We start from the raw sequence: 17,813 nt of genomic DNA, 5'->3' as shown, positions 1-17,813 counted from the left end.
GCGCCATGACCCTTCAACAATCCCGTCGCCTGCAAAGCCTGCTGCTGGGCACCCTGGCCTGGGCCATCGCGATCCTGATTTTCTTCCCGATCTTCTGGATGGTGCTGACCAGCTTCAAGACCGAAATCGACGCGTTCGCCACGCCGCCGCAATTCATCTTCACGCCGACGCTGGAGAACTACCTGCACATCAACGAACGCAGCGATTACTTCAGCTTCGCCTGGAACTCGGTGGTGATTTCCTTCAGCGCCACCGCCCTGTGCCTGCTGATCGCGGTGCCGGCGGCCTACTCCATGGCGTTCTACGAAACCCAGCGCACCAAAGGCACGCTGCTGTGGATGCTCTCCACCAAGATGCTGCCGCCGGTGGGCGTACTGATGCCCATTTACCTGCTGGCCAAGAGTTTTGGCCTGCTGGATACGCGCATCGCGCTGATCATCATCTACACGCTGATCAACCTGCCGATCGTGGTCTGGATGGTGTACACCTACTTCAAGGACATCCCCAAGGACATCCTCGAAGCCGCTCGCCTGGACGGCGCCACCCTGGCTCAGGAAATGCTGCGGGTGCTGCTGCCGATCGCCAAGGGCGGCCTGGCCTCCACCGTGCTGCTGTCGCTGATCCTGTGCTGGAACGAGGCCTTCTGGTCGCTGAACCTGACTTCGTCGAAAGCCGCCCCCCTGACCGCCCTGATCGCCTCCTACTCAAGCCCGGAGGGTTTGTTCTGGGCCAAGTTGTCCGCCGTCTCGACCCTGGCTTGCGCACCGATCCTGATTTTTGGCTGGATCAGCCAGAAGCAATTGGTGCGGGGGCTTTCCTTTGGTGCCGTCAAGTGAATCAACCCCATCCCCTGTAGGAGCGAGCACGCTCGCGATGGTCGCCAACAATGACGCTGGCAGCCTGACACCCCACGGTGCCCTGAAGTCCATCGCGAGCATGCTCGCTCCTACAGAAAAGTCATAATGCATGAGGAGGCCCAACCCCATGGCCAACCTGAAAATCAAAAACCTGCAAAAAGGTTTCGAAGGCTTTTCCATCATCAAGGGCATTGACCTTGAGGTGAACGACAAGGAGTTCGTGGTCTTCGTCGGCCCTTCGGGCTGTGGCAAGTCCACCCTGCTGCGCCTGATCGCCGGCCTGGAAGAGGTCAGCGGCGGCACCATCGAACTCGATGGCCGCGACATCACCGAAGTCAGCCCGGCCAAGCGCGACCTGGCCATGGTGTTCCAGACCTACGCCCTGTACCCGCACATGAGCGTGCGCAAAAACATGTCGTTCGCCCTGGACCTGGCCGGCGTGCCCAAGGCCGAAGTCGAGAAGAAAGTCGCCGAAGCAGCGCGCATCCTCGAACTGGGGCCGATGCTGGAGCGCAAGCCCAAGCAACTGTCGGGCGGTCAGCGCCAGCGCGTGGCGATCGGCCGGGCCATCGTGCGCAACCCGAAGATCTTCCTGTTCGACGAACCGCTGTCCAACCTCGACGCCGCCCTGCGCGTGCAGATGCGCCTCGAGCTGCTGCGCCTGCACAAGGACCTGCAAGCCACCATGATCTACGTGACCCATGACCAGGTGGAAGCCATGACCATGGCCGACAAGGTCGTGGTGCTCAACGGTGGCAGGATCGAGCAGGTGGGTTCGCCACTGGACCTCTATCACCACCCGGCCAACCTGTTCGTCGCAGGTTTTCTGGGCACGCCGAAAATGGGGTTCCTCAAGGGCAAGGTCACGCGCATCGACAGCCAGGGTTGCGAAGTTGCACTGGCAGCCGGCACCCACGTCAGCCTGCCGTTGAGCGGCGCCCATCTGAGCATTGGCGACGAGGTGACCCTGGGCATTCGCCCGGAGCACCTGGAACTGGCCAAACCTGGCGATTGCACCCTGCACGTCACCGCCGACGTCAGCGAACGCCTGGGCAGCGACACCTTCTGCCACGTGCGCACCGCGTCCGGTGAAGCGTTGACCCTGCGCGTACGCGGCGACCTGGCCAGCCGCTACGGCGAAACCCTGCGCCTGCACCTGGATGCCGAGCACTGCCATTTATTCGATGCCAACGGCGTGGCGCTGGCCCGTCCACTGCGCGTAGCCGCCTGATTCCCGAGAATTTGCGATGAAACTCAATACCCAGAACCTGCACAACCTCGCACCTGAAGTGGTCCTGCCGGCGTACAGCCTGAGCGACGTTCGCCAAGGCATCGCCCACATCGGCGTCGGCGGTTTCCATCGTGCCCATCAGGCCTATTACACCGACGCCTTGATGAACACAGGCGTTGACCTGGACTGGGCGATCTGCGGCGTCGGCCTGCGTACCGAAGACCGCCGCGCCCGCGATGACCTCAAGGAACAGGATTACCTGTTCACCCTGTTTGAGCTCGGCGACAGCGACGACACCGAAGTTCGGGTGATCGGCGCGATCCGCGACATGTTGCTGGCTGAAGACGGCGCGCAGGCGCTGATCGACAAACTGGCCAGCCCCGAGATCCGCATCGTCTCGCTGACCATCACCGAAGGCGGCTACTGCATCGACGACAGCAACGGCGAATTCATGGCTCACCTGCCGCAGATCCAGCACGACCTGGCGCACCCGAACGCGCCGACCACCGTGTTCGGCTTCCTCTGCGCCGCCCTGGCCAAACGCCGCGCCAACGGCATCCCGGCGTTCACCCTGATGTCCTGCGATAACCTGCCGCACAACGGCGCCGTTACCCGTAAGGCGCTGCTCGCCTTTGCAGCATTGAGCGATGCCGATCTGCGCGACTGGATTGCCGAGCACGTGAGCTTCCCCAACGCCATGGTCGACCGCATCACACCGATGACCAGCACCGCCCACCGCCTGCAACTGGCCGACAAACACGGCGTTGACGATGCCTGGCCGGTGGTCTGCGAACCCTTCGTGCAGTGGGTGCTGGAAGACAAGTTCGTCAACGGACGCCCCGCCTGGGAACAGGTCGGCGTGCAGTTCACCGACGATGTAACGCCCTACGAAGAAATGAAGATCAAGCTGCTCAACGGCAGCCATCTGGCACTGACCTACCTGGGCTTCCTGAAGGGTTACCGCTTCGTTCACGAGACCATGAACGACCCGCTCTTCGTGCGCTACATGCGCGCATACATGGACCTGGACGTCACCCCACAACTATCGCCAGTGCCGGGCATCGACCTGGAGGATTACAAGAACACGCTGGTCGAGCGCTTTTCCAATCAGGCGATTGCCGATCAGTTGGAGCGGGTATGCTCGGACGGCTCCTCGAAGTTTCCCAAGTTCACCGTGCCGACCATCAATCGATTGATAGCCGATGGCCGGGAGACCCAACGCGCGGCGCTGGTGGTGGCGGCTTGGGCGTTGTATCTGAAAGGGGTCGATGAGCATGGCGCGACCTACACGATCCCGGACCCACGGGCGGCGTTTTGTCAGGCGCTGGTGGCTGATGATACGTTGATGACCCAGCGGTTGCTGGCGGTCGAAGAAATTTTTGGCACCGCGATCCCGCGTTCGGCAGAGTTTGTGGCGGCGTTCGAGTGGTGCTGCAACAGTTTGCGGGAGGTGGGGGTTTCGGCGACGCTGGAGCGGGTATTGGCTTGAATGCGGCGGTGACTGTGCCGCCGTCATCGCTGTAGGAGCGAGCTTGCTCGCGATAGCGCCAGTAGAGACATCCCATAACTTGAACCTTGACAGGACCCACCCATGCCCACCCAACACCTCTACCTCGGCATCGACTGCGGCACCCAGGGCACCAAGGCCATCATCCTCGACGCCGCCAGTGGCCAGGTCCTGGGTGAAGGCGCTGCCCCGCACACCTTGATCACCGCTGCCAACGGCCGCCGCGAGCAGGACACCGCGCAGTGGATCGACGCCTTCAAGTCAGCCACCCGCCAGGCGCTGGCCGCCGCCAATGTCGACGGCAGGACCATCCAGGGCGTTGGCGTGTCCGGCCAGCAACACGGCCTGGTACTGCTCGACGACCAGGGTCAGGTCCTGCGCCCGGCCAAGCTGTGGTGCGACACCGAGACCACCCCGGAGAACGACCGCCTGCTGGCCTACCTGGGCGGCGAGCAAGGCTCGCTGGAGCGATTGGGCGTGGTCATCGCGCCGGGCTACACGGTGTCCAAGTTGCTATGGACCAAGCAGCACCATCCCGACGTGTTCGCGCGCATCGCCCACATCCTGCTGCCCCACGACTACCTCAATTTTTGGCTCACCGGGCGCAGTTGCGCCGAATATGGCGATGCCTCGGGCACCGGTTATTTCAACGTGCGCACCCGCCAATGGGACGTTGAGCTGTTGCGCGACATCGACCCGGACGGGCGCCTGGAAGCGGCGCTGCCCGAGCTGATCGAAGCCCACCAACCGGTCGGCCCGCTGCTGCCGGAGATCGCCGAACAGCTCGGCCTCAACCCGTGGGCAGTGGTGTCCAGCGGTGGCGGCGACAATATGATGGGCGCCATCGGCACGGGTAATATCCAACCGGGCATCATCACCATGAGCCTGGGGTCGTCCGGCACCGTTTACGCCTACGCGGATCAGCCGCAGGTCAGCCCGGACGCCGCCGTGGCGACGTTCTGCTCGTCCAGCGGCGGCTGGCTGCCGTTGATCTGCACCATGAACCTGACCAACGCCACTGGGACGATTCGCGAACTGCTCGACCTCGACATCGCCCAGTTCAACGCCCTGGTGGCGCAATCGCCCATCGGCGCCGAGGGCGTGAGCATGCTGCCGTTCCTCAACGGCGAACGCGTGCCCGCCCTGCCCCACGCCACCGGCAGCCTTCAAGGCTTGACCATGACCAACCTGACCCGGGCCAACCTGTGCCGCGCGGTGGTCGAAGGCACCACCTTCGGTTTGCGTTACGGGTTGGACCTTTTGCGTGACAATGGCTTGCAAAGCCACAGCATCCGCTTGATTGGCGGCGGCTCGAAAAGCCCGGTGTGGCGGCAGATCGTCGCCGACATCATGAACACACCCGTGATCGGCACCGTCCACGGCGAAGCTGCTGCCCTGGGCGCGGCCATCCAGGCCGCGTGGTGCACGTCGCGGGCAAACGGTCGGGAAGACAGCCTGGCGCAACTGTGCGAGCGTTGCGTGACACTCGACCCGGCCAGCGAAACCTTGCCGATTGCCGCCAACGTCGCGGCCAGCCAGCAGGCCTATGAACGCTATCGACAGCATGTCGCAACCCTTTGAAGAGTGAACAACCATGTATCTGGTGTGTGGCGAAGCGCTGTTTGATTTCTTCAGTGAAGAGGACGCCAGTGGCCTGGCGTCCAACGTAAATTTCAAGGCCATTGCTGGCGGTTCGCCCTTCAACGTCGCGGTTGGCTTGCGCCGGCTGGGCGTGGACTCGGCATTGTTCGCCGGGCTGTCCACGGACTACCTCGGCCGACGGCTGTTCAAGGTGTTGCAGACCGAAGGCGTGCGCACCGATTACCTGCTGGAGTTCGCCGCGCCGACCACCCTGGCCATGGTGGCCGTCGGCGCCAATGGCTCGCCACAATACAGCTTCCGTGGCGAAGGCTGTGCGGACCGGCAGTTGCAGGTCGAACACCTGCCGGACCTCGGCCCTGAAGTGCGCGGCTTGCACGTCGGCTCTTACTCGTTGGTCGTACAGCCGATTGCCGACACCCTGTTGGCGCTGGTGCAACGCGAACGCGGCAAACGCCTGATCAGCCTCGACCCGAACGTGCGGCTCAATCCGCAGCCGGATATCGAACTGTGGCGCTCACGGGTGGCGACGCTGGTGCAACTGGCGGATTTGATCAAAGTCAGCGATGAGGATTTGCACCTGCTTTACCCCGAACAGGACCCGACACAGGTGATCGAGGGCTGGTTGCAGCATCGTTGCCAGGTGGTGTTCCTGACACGCGGCGGTGAGGGGGCGACAGTGTTCAGTCGCCAGCACGGCGCATGGTCCGTGCCGGCCACCCCCGTGAAAATCGCTGACACCGTGGGCGCAGGCGACACCTTCCAGGCGGCATTGATCACATGGCTGACCGAACAGCGTTTGGATTCGGTGCAAGGTGTACAGCAACTGGCGCGTGAGCAGATCGACGCGATGCTCAAGTTTGCCGTGCAGGCCGCAGCGCTGACCTGCAGCAGGACCGGGCCGGACTTGCCGTTTCGGCGGCAGTTGGGGCAATGATCGTTCCTACAGGCTCTAGTGTCATGCACACATCCGTGCCCCGCCACCGCCCCCACAGGGTTTGGTGCCATGCACCCATCTGCATTCCAACAACGACTACTGTAGGAGCGAGCATGCTCGCGATGGTGGCCCAGACACCGCGGGCATTCAGACAGCCCACGTCATCGTTAACGACCATCGCGAGCATGCTCGCTCCTACAGGGTTTTGGTGCCATGCACACATCTGCATTCCAACACCCCACCACTGTAGGAGCGAGCATGCTCGCGATGGTGGCCCAGACACCGCGGGCATTCAGACAGCCCACGTCATCGTTAACGACCATCGCGACGGTTCGACGTGCTCGCTCCTACAGGGTGCGGCGGCCTTTCAGCCCTACAAAACCGAAAAGTTGTAGCTGATGATCAACCGGGTCTCATCGACGTCCCGGGCAAACTTCTCGTAGTTGGTGCGATAGGTCGCATTACGCAACCGCAGGCTCACATCCTTGAATGTGCCACTCTGCACCACGTATTTCATCTCGCTGTCGCGTTCCCATTCTTTGCCTTCCTGGTCGCTGCCCAGCACCTTGATGTGATCACCGTTTACATAACGGGTCAGGAAGCTCAAGCCATTGAGGCCAATGGCCTTGAAGTCATAGTCATAACGCAGCTGCCACGAACGCTCCTGGGCGGAGGCGAAGTCGTTGACCTGCACATAGTTGACCAGGTATGGGTTGGTGCCATCCAGGTACGGCATCGAATTGTCGCCGTTCATGCGCTGCCAACCGGCGCTGAAAGTGTGCCCACTGATGGCGTAGGCCAGCATGCCGCTCAAGGCTCGGTTGTCGATGGAACCCGCGCGCTCGGCGCCGCTGTCGGCACTCTTGAGCAGGCGCACATCAGCCTTGAGCACGCCCTCACCCAACGGCTGACTGGCCACCACACCCACAAAATGCTGGCGGTAGATGTCTTCCAGTTCCGCGTAGTGATACTGGGCCGTCAGTTGGTCATTGATCTTGTAGTCAAAACCATACATATCGAAATGATCGGCAGTAACGTTGCACGCGTAGCGCTTGTTCTTGCAGTGCACGCGGATGTCCTGGGCATCGGTGGAATCCCGGGCGGTGTACTTGTCCAGGCGCGCCGCCATGAACGTCAGGTCCTTGATCTCCCTGGAGGTCAGTTGCGCACCGTTGAACATCGTCGGCAGCAGGCGGCCGTCGTTGTACTTGAGCAGCGGCACATCCGGCAACAGCGCGCCGTACTTCAACACGCTCTGGGACACCCGCACCTTGGCGGTCAGACCGAGCTTGGCGTACTGGTCCTCGGACCCACGTGGGTTGTGCCCGGTGGACGGCAGCAAGCCACTGTTGCTGCTGTCAGCGCTGGAATCGAGCTTGATGCCCAGCATGCCCAGCGCATCGATACCAACGCCCACCGAGCCTTCGGTGTAACCCGATTGCAGGTTGAAAATGAAACCCTGTGCCGACTCTTCGCGCTTGGACGCCCCCTGCTCCGTGGACGTGTGCCCATCCCGAAAATCACGATTGAAATACACCGTGCGTGATTCGATTTTCGCCGTGGTGTCGTCGATGAAACCGCTGGCGCGCACCTGGCCGGTAAAACTCGCGCACAGGGCCAGGACGCCGAAGCCAAATGCCTGGCGCGCGGTAATCATTTGAAAAGGGGGACGCATGAAAAAGCTCCAACTGTGCAGCGTTTGCGCAAGGCGCAGGCCAATAAATAGCTTCATCCCGGACAGGAACTGACCAGGAGAAAAAGACACGCGGGGTGAGGTGCAATGATGGCAGTTGGCTGTTACGGGGTGTAGGCGACTTTAGTCGGACCACGGCGCTCGGAGCTTCCTGCGCCGTGGAACTCGGGTGAAGTTCAGGCGGCAGGCTTCCAGCGCAACAAGCGCTGTTGCGCAACCCGCAACAGGTCGCAGCCATCCTGGGTCAGCAGGTACAGGGCATGGGTGAGGTGCGGAATGTCCTGGCCGTCACCGTTTCTGAACGAGTGGATGTGCAGGGTTTCCAGCAGGTCGCTGGACGCACGGATACGTTGCAGGGCGGCTTCTAGGATGTCTTGTGGGTCGGCCTGGGTGTCGATCACCAGGGGTGAGGTTTCGGTGACGGCGCTTTTGATGACGCGGTAGCGGTCGCATAGAGCATTTATTGTTGTCATTAGGGAGTTACTCAAGTTGTCTAGCGTGGACCTCCGGTACCGTGACCAAACGGAGGGAGGCGGACTGTGTGCTGGTTTGGTCAACCGATAACGCCCTCAACTCGGCTCGCCCTAAGGCGTCCGGCACACAGCCGCCATAACGACACAGACGAACAATCCGCACGCAATGATGCCACATGTGAGGGAGCTATCAGGTGACCAAACCTGTTCGCTGATTTTGCAGCGAGTCCAAACAGTAGCCGTCCCTGCCCAGCCTGCGGAAGCAGACAAGGCATCCACCTTTGTAGGACCCGGCTTCGGTTTTCCAGGAATCCTGGCGCAGCGAAAAGCCTGACAAAACCCTCCCACACGACAGGCGGCATTCAGCCGGTTTAACCATCGCTTAACGCTGCGGTCCAACACTTCACTGGACCGCACGCCCTCAGGTTCCTCTGACGCCCAGTGCGGCAGCCTCGACGCCCTTGTCGAGTTGACTTGCGACTGCACGGGAGATCCCTCATGAACACCCCCACCCTGCTGGTTACCCTCACCCTCGCCTGCTCGGCGTTCACCGGCCTGGCCCAGGCGAACGACAGCACGACTGCGCAAGCGGTGCCCTACGAATACGGCATGCCGCTGCATGTGGCGAAAGTGGTGTCGCTCAGCGAGCCGGACACTCTGGAATGCAAGGTCGTCACGGCGGACATGAAGTACATCGATGCGGCGGGCAAACCCGCAGAGATCACGTACCGCAAGCTCTCGCAAGCGTGTACGGAACAAGGCAACTGATCGGCGAGAAAACGACGACGGGTCTGGTCGCATGGCCAGACCCGGGAAGGATTGAACGCAGGTTACACAGATTGGTATTTCGACAGCGGCGGCTGGGTATCCATTGGCTGCAAGATGCCTGAACGCAGGCCGGCAATCAGGTTATTGATTTCCCGGCAACTGTTGAGAGAAGAGGCGTCAATGCCGCTCACATACAGGTCCACCTGATCGGTTTGCCCGTCGGCAAAAACTTTTACCGACATCAGCATGTTGGGGGACAGCGTGCATTGGCAGCGTTTGGGAAGAAAGCTGCTTTCAATGATGTTGCGAAGTTCCAAGGCAGACAGAAACATGGCGACTCTCTCCTGAGTGTGCAAAAGCCAGATAGGGTTAAGACCGGCTCTATAAAGTCTGGCCGGTTTTTCCATACAGCTATTGCATGAAACATGCCCTGGACTCCCCTGTATGGCTCAGTAACAAATCAATGGGTTAGAAGGCCTGAACTTAAAGGCCATCATGCAATTTGCCGGAATGCCGGATTTCACGCGTGCAAATTGCAACCCTGGAGAGCGTCATGTGGGAGCGAGCAGGCTCGTTCCCACAGGTGCTCGGATAGGAGAGGAAGTCAGACCTCCATCGCCGCGCGCTCCGCCACATGTCGCAAGCTGTCGAAGTTGATGTTGGCGCCTGAGTCGATGGCGATCAGGGTCTCTCCCTTGACACCACGGCGGGCCACGTATTTCTTGATCCCGGCCACGGCCAGCGCGCCGGAGGGCTCGGTGATCGAGCGGGTGTCGTCGTAGATGTTCTTGATGGCCGCGCACAGTTCGTCGTTGCTGACGGTCAACACTTCATCGACGCAGAACTGGCAAACCTCAAAGCCATAGGCACCGATCTGTGCCACGGCCACCCCGTCGGCGAAAGTGCCGACATTGGGCAACACCGTCCGCTCACCCGCCTCCATCGCGGCTTGCAGGCACGCCGAATGCTCCGATTCCACGCCGATGATGCGCACCTGCGGCCTCAAGTATTTGACGTACGCCGCGATACCCGCGATCAAGCCGCCACCGCCCACCGGAACGAAGATCGCGTCCAGGTCCCCCTGGTGCTGGCGCAGGATCTCCATGGCCACGGTTCCCTGGCCGGCAATCACGTCCGGGTCATCGAACGGCGAGACGAAGGTTCGTCCCGTGCGCTCCGCCAACTCCAGCGCGTGGGCCAGGGAAAACGGAAAACTCTCCCCGTGCAACACCGCCTCGGCCCCGCGACTGCGTACGCCGAGCACCTTCAGTTCCGGGGTGGCACACGGCATGACGATGGTTGCATCGATCCCCAACTCCCGCGCCGCCAGCGCCACACCCTGGGCATGATTGCCGGCCGATGCGGTGATCACACCTCGGGCCTTTTGCTCATCGCTCAGTTGCACCAGCTTGTTGTAGGCACCACGGATCTTGAAGGAAAACGTCGGTTGCAAGTCTTCGCGCTTGAGCAGAATCCGATTGCCCAGCGCCTCGGACAACGCCGGTGCGTCCTGCAACGGCGTACGCATCGCCAACTCGTACACCGGCGCGGCGAGGATCTTTTTTACATAGTGCTCAAGCAGGGTTTGCTGGGCGGGCGTGGTGTGCATGGTCGTCTCCTGACATGTTCAAAACCCCGGAGACAGAAAATGAAAACCCGCCTCTAGGGCGGGTTGGGTGCTGCAGTCGTGAGCTAGCCCGCCAAATGAGGAATGGCGGTAATAATGCTTGGCTGGCAGCGCAGTACGGTGGAAGTCATGGGGTGAAACTAGCTCGATACATCCGTTGGTGTCAACCCACCCCTGTAGGAGCGAGCTTGCTCGCGATAGCGGATGCCTGACATACCGCCATCGCGAGCAAGCTCGCTCCTACAGGGGGCCTATCATTTCAGGCCCACACGGTACAACACCCCGTCGCTGTCATCCGTCAGTACATACAGGTAACCATCCGGCCCCTGGCGCACGTCGCGAATGCGCTGGTTCAGCTCGCCCATCAAGCGCTCTTCGTGCACCACCCGATCGCCGTCGAACTGCAACCGAATCAGCTCCTGGGTCGCCAGTGCGCCGATGAACACGTTGTGCTGCCAGGGCTTGAAACGGTCGGCGTCGTAGAAGGCCATGCCGCTCAGGCCCGGGGATTTCTCCCAGACGTGGTGTGGCGCGAGGGTGCCTTCGGCCTTCTTGCCCTTGGCTTCGGGGATCGCCAGCCCGGAATAGTTGATGCCATGGGTCGCCAGCGGCCAACCGTAGTTCTTGCCGCGCTCGATGATATTGAGCTCATCACCGCCCTTGGGGCCGTGTTCGTTTTCCCAGAGCACGCCCGTCCAGGGGTTGAGCGCCATGCCTTGCGGGTTGCGCTGACCATAGGACCAGATTTCCGGGCGCACACCGGACTGCCCGACAAAGGGGTTGTCGTCCGGCACCCTGCCGTCCGGATAGATGCGCACGATCTTGCCCTGCAGCTTGTCGAGGTCCTGGGCGGTAGGCCGGTCGTTGTTTTCACCCAGGGCGATGAACAGATAGCCGTCGCGGTCGAAGACAAGGCGCGAGCCGAAGTGGTTACCGGTGGAGAGCTTGGGCTCCTGGCGAAAGATCACCTTGAAGTTGTTCAACGTCTTCAAATCTTCCGACAACTGCCCGCGCCCGACGGCGGTCCCGGCCGTGCCGCCCTCACCCCCGCCTTCGGCGTAGGACAGGTACACCGTGCGGTCCTGCCTGAAGTCGGGCGAGAGCACCACATCGAGCAAACCGCCCTGGCTGCGGGACCAGACGTCCGGTACGCCGCTGATGGGCGCCGAGAGCTTGCCATCGGCGCTCACCACTCGCAGGGTGCCGGGCTTCTCCGTCACCAGCATGCCGTTCTGGTCCGGCAGGAACGCCAGGGCCCAGGGGTGATCCAGGCCCTTGGCGATCGGCGTGACCTCAAGGGTGCCCTGCTCGCTTTTCAGTTCCTGAGACGTCGCTGCAAGCGCGGGTAAAGCCGCGCCGAGCAAGGCGCTGGCACAGAAGGTTGCCAGGAAGGTTTTACGCAACATGCACGATTCCTTTTGTGGTTAACGGGTGTTCGCATCGCGAGACGGCGGGTTGGGTATGAACTTGGGCGGGCTGGCGGGCGCGGTGCGATCCTGGGGGTAGCGGTTGCCGATGCCGCCATTGTCCAGCGTCGGTGGTCGCGGCACCGGCACGGTGTTGGGCCCACGAATCGTCGGCGCGCTCGGTTGCGTGCCTTGCATGCTGTTGGGGTTGGCCCGGCGAATCGGGCTGTTGTAAGGATTGCTGGTGGCACCCGTGGGGCTTTGGGCCTGGGCAACGTTGCTCAGCGCACCACTCAATGCCATCGCGAACAGGCCAAGCACTATCCGGTTCATGAGCTGCCTCTCTACGTGATAAAGCCTTCGATAGCACGCTACGCCCAGGGTTCGCATTTGTTAACCAAAACCTCCCGAACAAGATGTAACACGAAGTTGAGACCCCGGCCGCACCGGCCTGCACGTCACTGAAACTTTTGCGCAGCGGTGCGGGTCACCTGATCATCAGACGCGAGGAGACGACCATGGCACGGGCAATCTGGAAAGGCGCAATCAGTTTCGGACTGGTCCACATCCCGGTGGCGCTGGTCTCGGCGACGTCTTCCCAGGGCGTGGATTTCGACTGGCTCGACAGCCGCAGCATGGACCCGGTGGGCTACAAGCGCGTCAACAAGACGACCGGCAAGGAAGTGACCAAGGAGCACATCGTCAAGGGTGTGCAATACGAAAAGGGTCGCTACGTGGTGCTCAGCGAGGAAGAAATCAAATCGGCACACCCGATGTCGACGCAGACCATCGACATCTTTTCTTTCGTCGACAGCGACCAGATTCCATTGCAGAACATCGATACGCCCTACTACCTCGCCCCTGACAAACGCGGCGGCAAAGTCTACGCCCTGCTACGCGAAACCCTGAGCAAAACCAAAAAAGTCGCCCTCGCCCACGTGGTACTGCATACCCGCCAGCACCTGGCGGCGCTGATGCCCATCGAGTCGGCCATGGTGCTGGTGATGCTGCGCTGGCCCGAAGAGGTGCGCAGCCTCGATACGCTCGAATTGGGCAGTGACGTGACCAAGCCCACGCTGGCCAAGGGTGAGTTGGACATGGCCAAGCGTTTGGTACAGGACATGAGCGGTGACTGGAGCCCCGAAGATTACCGCGACAGTTTCCAGGACAAGATCATGGCGCTGGTGGAGAAAAAGGCCCACGAAGGCAAGATCGAGGATGTCGAGACTGCGACAGGCGAGGAAGAGCGCAAGACGGCGGATGTGATCGACTTGACCGAGTTGCTCAAGCGTAGTTTGGGGGGCAAGGCGGCCAAACCGGCGGCGAAAGCGAAGCCGGCAGCCAAGAAGGCCAGTAAGCGGTGAGTTTCAGGACTCTTCGCGGCAAGCCCGCTCCTGTAGGAGCGGCTTGCCGCGATAGGGCCATCAGATACTCAGCAACACTCAGATCAGAACAAACACCGCCAACAACCCCGCAAAAATCGCCCACTTCTCCAGGTAATACAGCTTGCGATTACGCTTCTTGAGCGCCTTGCCCCGCAGCCGCACCTTGTAGATCCGCGCAAATAACCGATTGAGCGCACCGGTGCGATCACCCACATCATTGGGCGCACCCGCCGCCGACATCACATTTCGACTGAACCAGGCATTGAACGCTGTCGCCCAGCGGTATTTCATTGGTCGCTCGATGTCGCAGAACAGGATGATACGGTTCTGGTCAGTGGTGTTTTCTGCGTAGTGAATGTAGGTCTCGTCGAACATCACCGCTTCGCCATCACGCCAGTGATAGCTCTCGCCATCGACGTTGATGTAGCAGCCGGCATCGTTCGGTGTCTCCAGGCCCAGGTGATAACGGTAGGAACCGGCGTACGGGTCGCGGTGGCGCACCAGCTTGGAGCCCGGCGGCAACTCGGCGAACATCGCCGCCTTGATCGAGCCGATTCCCTGAACCAGTTCAGTGGTGCGCGGGCAGAGTTTCATCGCCGACGGGTGACTATCGCCGTACCACTTGAGGTAGAAGCGTTTCCAGCCGGTCTTGAAGAACGAGTTGAAGCCCACGTCGTCGTACTGGTTGGACCGCTTGATCTCGCCCGCGCGCAACAGGTTTTGACCTTCAGCGCGAATTTCCTCCCAGTGGGCCTGCAACGGGCTCAGGTCCGGGAACTCGGCTGGATCGAGGAAGGGTTTGTTGGTTTTTTTCGAGAACAGATAAAGGAAGCAATTGATCGGCGCCAGGAAAGACGAGTGATCACTCAATTGGCGTCCGAGCTTGTGGCGCACGCGCCCACGCAGGTGGACGTAGGCAATCGAGACAACATAAACAGCGGCAATGATAAGTTTCACGGAATCGTCACACATCAAAAGTGAACAGACTGCCTCTGCGCCTGAGGGCGCCAGTCGATGCCGCATTTTAGCCACTATTTGTAACCAATAGTTAACCTACAAATGCGAAATTCTCGCTATTAGTACTGCCAGCCCGACTCTTGGCCCGAACGCCCTATCGTTCAGAGCGCCAGACCAGTACAATCGCCGCCAAACTTTGCGCCCTCTTTGGTTGATGACGGGAATTGACCCCGGCTTCAGCGCACTTCGACTCGGGCCAAGCGCGGTATCGCCGCACCCCTGGCCACTGAATGCTTCGCAGGAAAACCTTGATTTCTACAGCTAATATCACCATGCAGTTCGGCGCCAAGCCGCTTTTCGAAAACGTTTCGGTCAAGTTCGGCGCGGGCAACCGCTATGGCCTGATCGGTGCGAATGGCTGCGGCAAGTCGACCTTCATGAAAATCCTCGGCGGTGACCTCGACCCGTCCGCAGGCCAGGTCATGCTCGAGCCGAATGTGCGCTTGGGTAAATTGCGCCAGGATCAATTCGCCTACGAGCAATTCAGCGTGATCGACACCGTGATCATGGGTCACGAAGAGCTGTGGAAGGTCAAGGCCGAGCGCGACCGCATCTACTCGCTGCCGGAAATGAGCGAAGAAGACGGCATGGCCGTGGCCGAGCTGGAGACCGAGTTCGCTGAAATGGACGGCTACACCGCCGAATCCCGTGCGGGCGAGCTGTTGCTGGGCCTGGGCATTGGAATCGAACAGCACTTCGGTCCGATGAGCGAAGTCTCGCCGGGCTGGAAACTGCGCGTGTTGCTGGCTCAGGCACTGTTTTCCGATCCGGAAGTGCTGTTGCTCGACGAACCGACCAACCACCTGGACATCAACACTATCCGCTGGCTGGAAAACGTGCTGACCCAGCGCTCCAGCCTGATGATCATCATCTCTCACGACCGTCACTTCCTGAACAGCGTCTGCACGCACATGGCCGACCTGGATTACGGCGAGCTGCGTCTGTTCCCGGGCAACTACGACGAGTACATGACCGTGGCGACCCAGTCCCGCGAGCAATTGCTGTCGGACAACGCCAAGAAGAAAGCGCAGATTTCCGAGCTGCAATCGTTCGTCAGTCGCTTCTCGGCCAACGCCTCGAAAGCCAAACAGGCCACTTCTCGCGCCAAGCAGATCGACAAGATCCAGTTGGCCGAGGTCAAGCCTTCCAGCCGCGTCAGCCCGTTCATCCGCTTTGAACAAACCAAGAAACTGCACCGCCAGGCGGTCATCGTCGAGCACATGGCTAAAGGCTTCGACGGCAAGGAACTGTTCAAGAACTTCAGCTTCACCGTTGAAGCAGGCGAGCGCGTAGCGATCATCGGCCCGAACGGTATCGGCAAGACCACCTTGCTGCGCACCCTGATGGGTGAGTTGACGCCAGACGCCGGTTCCGTGAAGTGGACCGAAAGCGCGGAACTTGGTTACTACGCCCAGGACCACGCCCACGATTTTGAAGAGGACATGAGCCTGTTCGACTGGATGGGTCAGTGGACCCAGGGCGAGCAGGTCATTCGCGGCACTTTGGGCCGCATGCTGTTTTCCAACGACGAGATTCTCAAGTCGGTCAAAGTCATTTCCGGTGGTGAGCAAGGCCGCATGCTGTTCGGCAAGCTGATCCTGCAAAAGCCGAACGTGCTGGTCATGGACGAACCGACCAACCACTTGGACATGGAATCCATCGAGGCGCTGAACCTGGCGCTGGAAAACTACCCGGGCACGCTGATCTTCGTCAGCCATGACCGTGAGTTCGTATCGTCCCTGGCCACGCGCATCATCGAGCTGAGCCCGAATGGCGTGACCGACTTCAGCGGCACCTATGATGATTACCTGCGTAGTCAGGGTGTGGTGTTTTAAAAGCAGCGATTAGCTGCAAGCTGCAAGCTGCAAGTTGAAAGCCCTGTCCATGTGACGGGGCTTTTTGCATTCAATTACCCACCTTGTGGTTTGCTGGGCCCCTTGTGGGAGCGGGCTTGCCCGCGAAGGCAGTGGGTCAGGCGAAATTGATTTGGCAGATCCACCGCTATCGCGGGCAAGCCCGCTCCCACAGGGGAATCAATTGCAGGAAATATAGTTAGCCTGCTTTCATTTATTTCCCGCCCGCGCCATGATGCAGTTCTCCCACCGCCGCCCGCGAAAGAGCCCTCATGTCTGCGCAGCAACTGCCACCGCAAAGCTCCATGGCGATCACCCTGCAGATCGTCTCTATCGTTTTCTATACCTTTATCGCCTTCCTTTGCATCGGCCTGCCGATTGCGGTGTTGCCCGGTTATGTCCATGAGCAACTGGGCTTCAGCGCGGTGGTTGCCGGGCTGACCATCGGTTCACAATACCTCGCAACCTTGCTCAGCCGCCCCATGGCCGGGCGCATGTCGGACACAGTGGGGACCAAGCGCGCGATTATTTACGGCTTGAGCGGGATTGTATTGAGTGGTGTCCTGACATTGTTGTCGACGCTGTTGCAGAGTTTTCCCCTGACCAGCCTGCTGATCCTGATCGCCGGCCGCCTGCTGCTGGGGATCGCCCAAGGCCTGATTGGGGTCGGAACCATCAGTTGGTGCATGGGTCAGGTCGGCGCCGAGCACACGGCGCGTTCGATCTCGTGGAACGGCATCGCCTCCTATGGCGCCATCGCCATCGGCGCGCCGCTGGGTGTGGTGATGGTGGCGCAATATGGCTTCGCCAGCCTCGGCATCGCGCTGACGCTCTTGGCCGTGCTCGCGCTGCTGCTGATCCGCAACAAACCCTCGGTGCCGGTGGTGCGCGGCGAACGCCTGCCTTTCTGGGCTGTGTTCGGGCGTATTGCGCCATTCGGTGCGAGCCTGAGCCTGGCGTCGATCGGCTACGGCACCCTGACCACCTTCATTACCTTGTATTACGTCAGCCGTGGCTGGACCGGTGCCGCGTACTGCCTGACCGTGTTCGGCATCTGCTTCATCCTGGCGCGCCTGCTGTTTATTTCCAGCATCAGCCGTTTCGGCGGTTTCACCTCGGCCATTGCCTGCATGACCATTGAAACCGTGGGCCTGGTGCTGCTGTGGCTGGCGCCTTCCACGGGTTTTGCCCTGCTCGGCGCAGCCCTGGCCGGGTTTGGCTTATCGCTGGTGTACCCGGCGCTGGGTGTGGAGGCGATCAAACAGGTGCCGAACTCCAGTCGGGGTGCCGGCCTGAGTGCTTATGCGGTGTTCTTCGACCTCGCGCTGGCGATTGCGGGACCGCTGATGGGCGCGGTGGCATTGAACCTGGGCTACTCGTGGATTTTCTTCAGTGCGGCGATGTTGTCCATCACCGGCCTGGCCTTGACCCTGCTGCTCAAGCGCCGCGCCGCGTAAGGC

Annotated in this window: 15 protein-coding genes and 1 pseudogene; 9 read left to right on the top strand and 7 right to left on the bottom strand. The window is 61.0% G+C overall.

Annotation, left to right across the window (positions count from 1 at the left end; all coding sequences use genetic code 11):
- Positions 1-5: 5 nt before the first annotated feature.
- The 5 genes from AB4N33_RS04675 to AB4N33_RS04655 all read left to right on the top strand — a co-directional run bounded on the left by AB4N33_RS04675 (position 6) and on the right by AB4N33_RS04655 (position 6,131).
- Complete coding sequence (locus AB4N33_RS04675) at positions 6-836, top strand: carbohydrate ABC transporter permease (protein ID WP_460123632.1); 831 nt, start codon at positions 6-8, stop codon at positions 834-836.
- Between the two features lie 148 nt (positions 837-984).
- Positions 985-2,088, top strand: a complete 1,104-nt coding sequence (locus tag AB4N33_RS04670; protein WP_476456565.1) for an ABC transporter ATP-binding protein — start codon at positions 985-987, stop codon at positions 2,086-2,088.
- A 16-nt stretch (positions 2,089-2,104) separates the two neighbouring features.
- On the top strand, positions 2,105-3,577 hold the full coding sequence (locus AB4N33_RS04665) for a mannitol dehydrogenase family protein (RefSeq protein ID WP_460123626.1): 1,473 nt from the start codon (positions 2,105-2,107) through the stop codon (positions 3,575-3,577).
- A 102-nt stretch (positions 3,578-3,679) separates the two neighbouring features.
- Complete coding sequence (xylB, locus tag AB4N33_RS04660; protein WP_476456564.1) at positions 3,680-5,176, top strand: xylulokinase; 1,497 nt, start codon at positions 3,680-3,682, stop codon at positions 5,174-5,176.
- 13 nt (positions 5,177-5,189) lie between these two features.
- Entirely contained in the window at positions 5,190-6,131 is a 942-nt protein-coding gene (locus AB4N33_RS04655) for a carbohydrate kinase family protein (RefSeq protein ID WP_476456563.1), read from the top strand.
- A gap of 373 nt (positions 6,132-6,504) precedes the next feature.
- On the opposite strand, the gene AB4N33_RS04650 is transcribed toward AB4N33_RS04655, so the two are convergent.
- Both AB4N33_RS04650 and AB4N33_RS04645 read right to left on the bottom strand, forming a co-directional pair.
- Positions 6,505-7,806 carry an OprD family porin gene (locus AB4N33_RS04650; protein ID WP_476456562.1) on the bottom strand — a complete coding sequence of 434 codons (1,302 nt, stop codon included), beginning with the start codon at positions 7,804-7,806 and terminating at the stop codon, positions 6,505-6,507.
- Between the two features lie 194 nt (positions 7,807-8,000).
- Positions 8,001-8,297: a hypothetical protein gene (locus AB4N33_RS04645; protein ID WP_476456561.1), complete on the bottom strand. Its 297-nt coding sequence runs from the start codon at positions 8,295-8,297 to the stop codon at positions 8,001-8,003.
- A gap of 498 nt (positions 8,298-8,795) precedes the next feature.
- Between AB4N33_RS04645 and AB4N33_RS04640 the strand changes: the two genes are divergently transcribed.
- The gene (locus AB4N33_RS04640; RefSeq protein ID WP_460123609.1) at positions 8,796-9,065 is read left to right on the top strand and encodes a DUF2790 domain-containing protein; all 270 of its coding nucleotides are present in this window, start codon (positions 8,796-8,798) and stop codon (positions 9,063-9,065) included.
- A gap of 62 nt (positions 9,066-9,127) precedes the next feature.
- On the opposite strand, the gene AB4N33_RS04635 is transcribed toward AB4N33_RS04640, so the two are convergent.
- From AB4N33_RS04635 to AB4N33_RS04620, 4 genes and pseudogenes are all read right to left on the bottom strand, one after another.
- A complete protein-coding gene (locus tag AB4N33_RS04635) occupies positions 9,128-9,397 on the bottom strand; it encodes a DUF1652 domain-containing protein (RefSeq protein ID WP_460123606.1) in 270 nt (89 codons plus the stop codon).
- Between the two features lie 281 nt (positions 9,398-9,678).
- Positions 9,679-10,674: pseudogene (ilvA, locus tag AB4N33_RS04630) on the bottom strand (threonine ammonia-lyase, biosynthetic); the annotation flags it as partial.
- A gap of 272 nt (positions 10,675-10,946) precedes the next feature.
- Positions 10,947-12,098: a PQQ-dependent sugar dehydrogenase gene (locus AB4N33_RS04625; protein ID WP_476456560.1), complete on the bottom strand. Its 1,152-nt coding sequence runs from the start codon at positions 12,096-12,098 to the stop codon at positions 10,947-10,949.
- Between the two features lie 18 nt (positions 12,099-12,116).
- Positions 12,117-12,431, bottom strand: coding sequence for a hypothetical protein (locus AB4N33_RS04620; RefSeq protein WP_460123600.1), 315 nt, complete (start codon positions 12,429-12,431; stop codon positions 12,117-12,119).
- A gap of 185 nt (positions 12,432-12,616) precedes the next feature.
- On the opposite strand from AB4N33_RS04620, the gene ku reads away from it, so the two are divergent.
- The gene (ku, locus tag AB4N33_RS04615) at positions 12,617-13,462 is read left to right on the top strand and encodes a non-homologous end joining protein Ku (protein WP_460123597.1); all 846 of its coding nucleotides are present in this window, start codon (positions 12,617-12,619) and stop codon (positions 13,460-13,462) included.
- Between the two features lie 78 nt (positions 13,463-13,540).
- On the opposite strand, the gene lpxO is transcribed toward ku, so the two are convergent.
- Entirely contained in the window at positions 13,541-14,440 is a 900-nt protein-coding gene (gene lpxO / locus AB4N33_RS04610) for a lipid A hydroxylase LpxO (RefSeq protein WP_476456559.1), read from the bottom strand.
- 308 nt (positions 14,441-14,748) lie between these two features.
- On the opposite strand from lpxO, the gene AB4N33_RS04605 reads away from it, so the two are divergent.
- Both AB4N33_RS04605 and AB4N33_RS04600 read left to right on the top strand, forming a co-directional pair.
- Positions 14,749-16,335, top strand: coding sequence for an ABC-F family ATPase (locus AB4N33_RS04605; RefSeq protein ID WP_460123591.1), 1,587 nt, complete (start codon positions 14,749-14,751; stop codon positions 16,333-16,335).
- A 290-nt stretch (positions 16,336-16,625) separates the two neighbouring features.
- On the top strand, positions 16,626-17,810 hold the full coding sequence (locus AB4N33_RS04600) for an MFS transporter (protein ID WP_460123589.1): 1,185 nt from the start codon (positions 16,626-16,628) through the stop codon (positions 17,808-17,810).
- Positions 17,811-17,813: the final 3 nt, after the last annotated feature.

It is taken from the genome of Pseudomonas sp. S1_E05, assembly GCF_056337105.1.
This window is presented reverse-complemented; position numbering and strand designations above follow the sequence as displayed.